Raw genomic sequence first — 3,029 nt, forward strand, 5'->3', positions numbered from 1 at the left:
AATCGGAAAGGTGGGCGACATCGTCTCGGAATCCCCGGGCGACTTCATATCGGTACACCCGGGCGACTTCGTCGGAATCCGCAGTTCGTCGTTGACCGTGACGGCCACATCGCCTTTATCGGTCATCCGATGCAGCTCGATGACGTCTTGCCGAAAGTTCTTAACGGGAGTTGGCGGACCAGCGATGAAGCCAAAGCCGCCGATACAGAGCGGATCGACAGCGGACGACGCGAAAAGCGCGAAAGGATGCTGATTGAGTCGATTCTCGTCAAGCTTCGGCCGGCGATGGAGGCGGAGGATTGGGCAAAGGCGGTTTCCGCGGTCGAAGAGGCCGTCGCGGTGATGCCGGACGATCTCCGCTTCCGCGCGGTCCATGCGGATCTGTTGCTTCATAAGCTGCGCAACTTGCAGACCGGCTTGCCGGTTTTGAGGCAATTCGCTCGCGACGCGATCGACAAAAACGATGAGCAGTGGATGGAGTGGGCGCTGCGCCAACTCTTTGATCCGGCGAATGACAACTCCCACTTCCCGTCTGCCGAGCGCCTCGCGATGGGCAAAGAGTTGTCCGAACACATTCTTGCGCTGAATCCTCCGCAAGGGGACGGGGGCTTCAAGTACCTGTCCTATGGGACGGTCGCTCAGTATTGTTATGAGAGCGGCAACAAGGATCGCGCAATCGAATTGGTTGAGGTGGCGTTGAACTCGCTAGGCGGTCCTGAGCCTATCCACGACGAACTGAAACAGCACTTCATGCCGCTGTTGGTAGAAGCGCTGGCCAACTACAAGGGTGAGGAGGCTTGCTATGGGACTGTTTGTGCAACTCCGCAAGACGGGTTTCCGATAGCGTCAAAGCGCCGGCAATGGAGCAAACAACAAAAAGAAGGGTGATCGTCGGAATTATTCACCGGTCATCATCCATTTCTCCCGCGGCCAGTGGCAACTAATTGACGATCTGACGGTTTACACGAAAATGCTAAACGACTCCTCCGTCATCAAAATTCAGGTGCGCACAGCCATCGGGGCGGCCGGACCTAGGCGGCCATCACCACGTTTCTGCAGACAGGTGAAAGTGGCTCCGGGAATTTGCAGCCAGTAAAAGTGTGAGTCTTGCCGGCCTTTGATGAAACGAGGTTCCACTTTCACACGGCCTCCTCCGAAATCCGGGTGTAGCGGGTACCCGCTTGGAGCCGACGCAAATAGCTCGCCAGCGTGGCCGCGCAACTTCTTCAGAAATTGGACTTCCAATTTCGGTTGTGCGTATTCCGCACCGTTGAAGACATTCCGGCTCGCGAGGCGCTCAACTGCCATGAAACCAAACGGCATGCACGCTGTAAGGAACATCTACGTCTCCGGGGTAGAACCAAAAGTCAGGTTGTCGCCGGGACGAGCTGCATTCGTGCCGAGTTGCAAATCTCGAAAATAGAGGGATTGAGTCCGTTATTAAGCTACATCGGAAGTTGCATCATCCGCATTTTGCGCGGCTCTCCCGCGAGGCCAAGTCATGATTGCGAACCAATGAACGATCAGCGACGAAACAAGCCCGCGCATTGAACAACTCGAAGTCGCAAAAAAAATGGTTGTCAACCCGTTGAAGTGGTTTCTGTCTTAAATTACATCTAAAGGTAGATGAACCTTTCGACCGGCGGGTCCTGTCCGCTCGGCAAGTCAAGGCCTGATCCAGTTCGGATTTCATCGTGCGGATGAGACGTGCGAGTTGAATGAGGTGCCCCGCGATCGTGGTTCGAGGATTTTCCAAGCACGAGTTCTCAGACGAGGCGAACGTTACGCAAGCACGAAAAGAAAGCTGGTTTCGTTTCATGGACTGGACATGGATTGCGCTTAAGATCTGCACTGTCGATCAGGCTGCGATCTGGTGGCACTCATATGCGAGTGTCCTTCGATGCGAACGGTACTAGCCGTGTCGGCACGCAGAGGAAGTCAAGATGCTGGTGATGTGCATTGAAACGTAGTCGCCCAATTGAGCGGCGTGGTGACCTACGCTCAGACAATTCGGATGCGTCCCGTCAAGATTGTTTTGCTGCGTTTGCCGCCAGACACGATCACCACGGAGCCTATTTAGACACCCACGGAGAAAGGCGCCCTCATGAATGGAACAATGGCTGTTAATAACGTCATTCCGCGAGCAGACATCGTGAAGCACGCGGAGCGGCTTGGTGCCGAAGTCAAGAACATTACGCTGTCGGACGATTTGCCTGACGAGGTCATCCTAGCCTTCAACCAGCTGCTGCTTGAGCATAAGGTCATCTTCTTCCGTGATCAGGGACATCTCGATAATGCCCAGCAACAGCGTTTTGTGCACCGACTCGGCTCGCTGAAATCGGATCCCACGATAGTAGGCACAAGGGCAGGCTTAACAGTCGCAAATACGCTGGCTGATCGCCCCTGCAGTCATGTCAACCAGATGAACGACGAGCGCGTTTTTAGTGCCCGCCGCCCGGCGGTTTCAGTGCTGCGAGGTGCAGCGATTCCGCCTTTTGGAGCCGACCTCGCTTGGTCGAGCACGGCGGCCGCTTATCTCGACCTTCCCGATGCTCTGCGGATGCTTGCAGATAACCTCTGGGCTGTTAGCTTCGTCGCATCCGATGTCACCGCGGGAGACGGATCCACGGAAGCCAACAACGGGCCATGGGTCGGTATATCCAGCGGCACGATCTATGAAACGACACATCCGGTCGTTCGTGTTCATCCCGAGACCGGCGAACGCCTGCTCTCGCTCGGTCGATCCGTGCAGAACTTTGTCGGGCTGCAGCACTATCCCAGCCAAAGATTGTTCGAGCGGCTGCAATCCTATCTCGTCGCGCCCCGGAACACCCTGTACTGGAACTGGAAATCAGGCGACGTCGTAATCTGGGACAATCGGGCGGCTGAGCCGTACCCCGTCAACAAACTCAGGAGCCCTCATTGGGCCATGGACCAGCTTTCGATTGACGCTGGCGTACCTCATATGAAGAAGCCCAAACCAAGGGCCGCTAAGGCAGCCTGACGCTGTCCGCCCCTCACGAATTTCG

The 3,029-nt window shown here is 56.0% G+C and carries 3 protein-coding genes; 2 read left to right on the forward strand and 1 reads right to left on the reverse strand.

The window, feature by feature from the left end:
* Positions 1-129: 129 nt before the first annotated feature.
* Positions 130-888, forward strand: a complete 759-nt coding sequence (locus XH80_RS03030) for a hypothetical protein (protein WP_333968631.1) — start codon at positions 130-132, stop codon at positions 886-888.
* 111 nt (positions 889-999) lie between these two features.
* Here XH80_RS03030 and XH80_RS03035 read toward each other — a convergent pair whose 3' ends face one another.
* The gene (locus XH80_RS03035; protein ID WP_271597276.1) at positions 1,000-1,341 is read right to left on the reverse strand and encodes a hypothetical protein; all 342 of its coding nucleotides are present in this window, start codon (positions 1,339-1,341) and stop codon (positions 1,000-1,002) included.
* A 763-nt stretch (positions 1,342-2,104) separates the two neighbouring features.
* Between XH80_RS03035 and XH80_RS03040 the strand changes: the two genes are divergently transcribed.
* Positions 2,105-3,004, forward strand: coding sequence for a TauD/TfdA dioxygenase family protein (locus tag XH80_RS03040; protein ID WP_271597277.1), 900 nt, complete (start codon positions 2,105-2,107; stop codon positions 3,002-3,004).
* Positions 3,005-3,029 lie beyond the last annotated feature (25 nt).

The organism is Bradyrhizobium sp. CCBAU 45384 (assembly GCF_028128665.1).
Lineage (GTDB): Bacteria > Pseudomonadota > Alphaproteobacteria > Rhizobiales > Xanthobacteraceae > Bradyrhizobium > Bradyrhizobium manausense.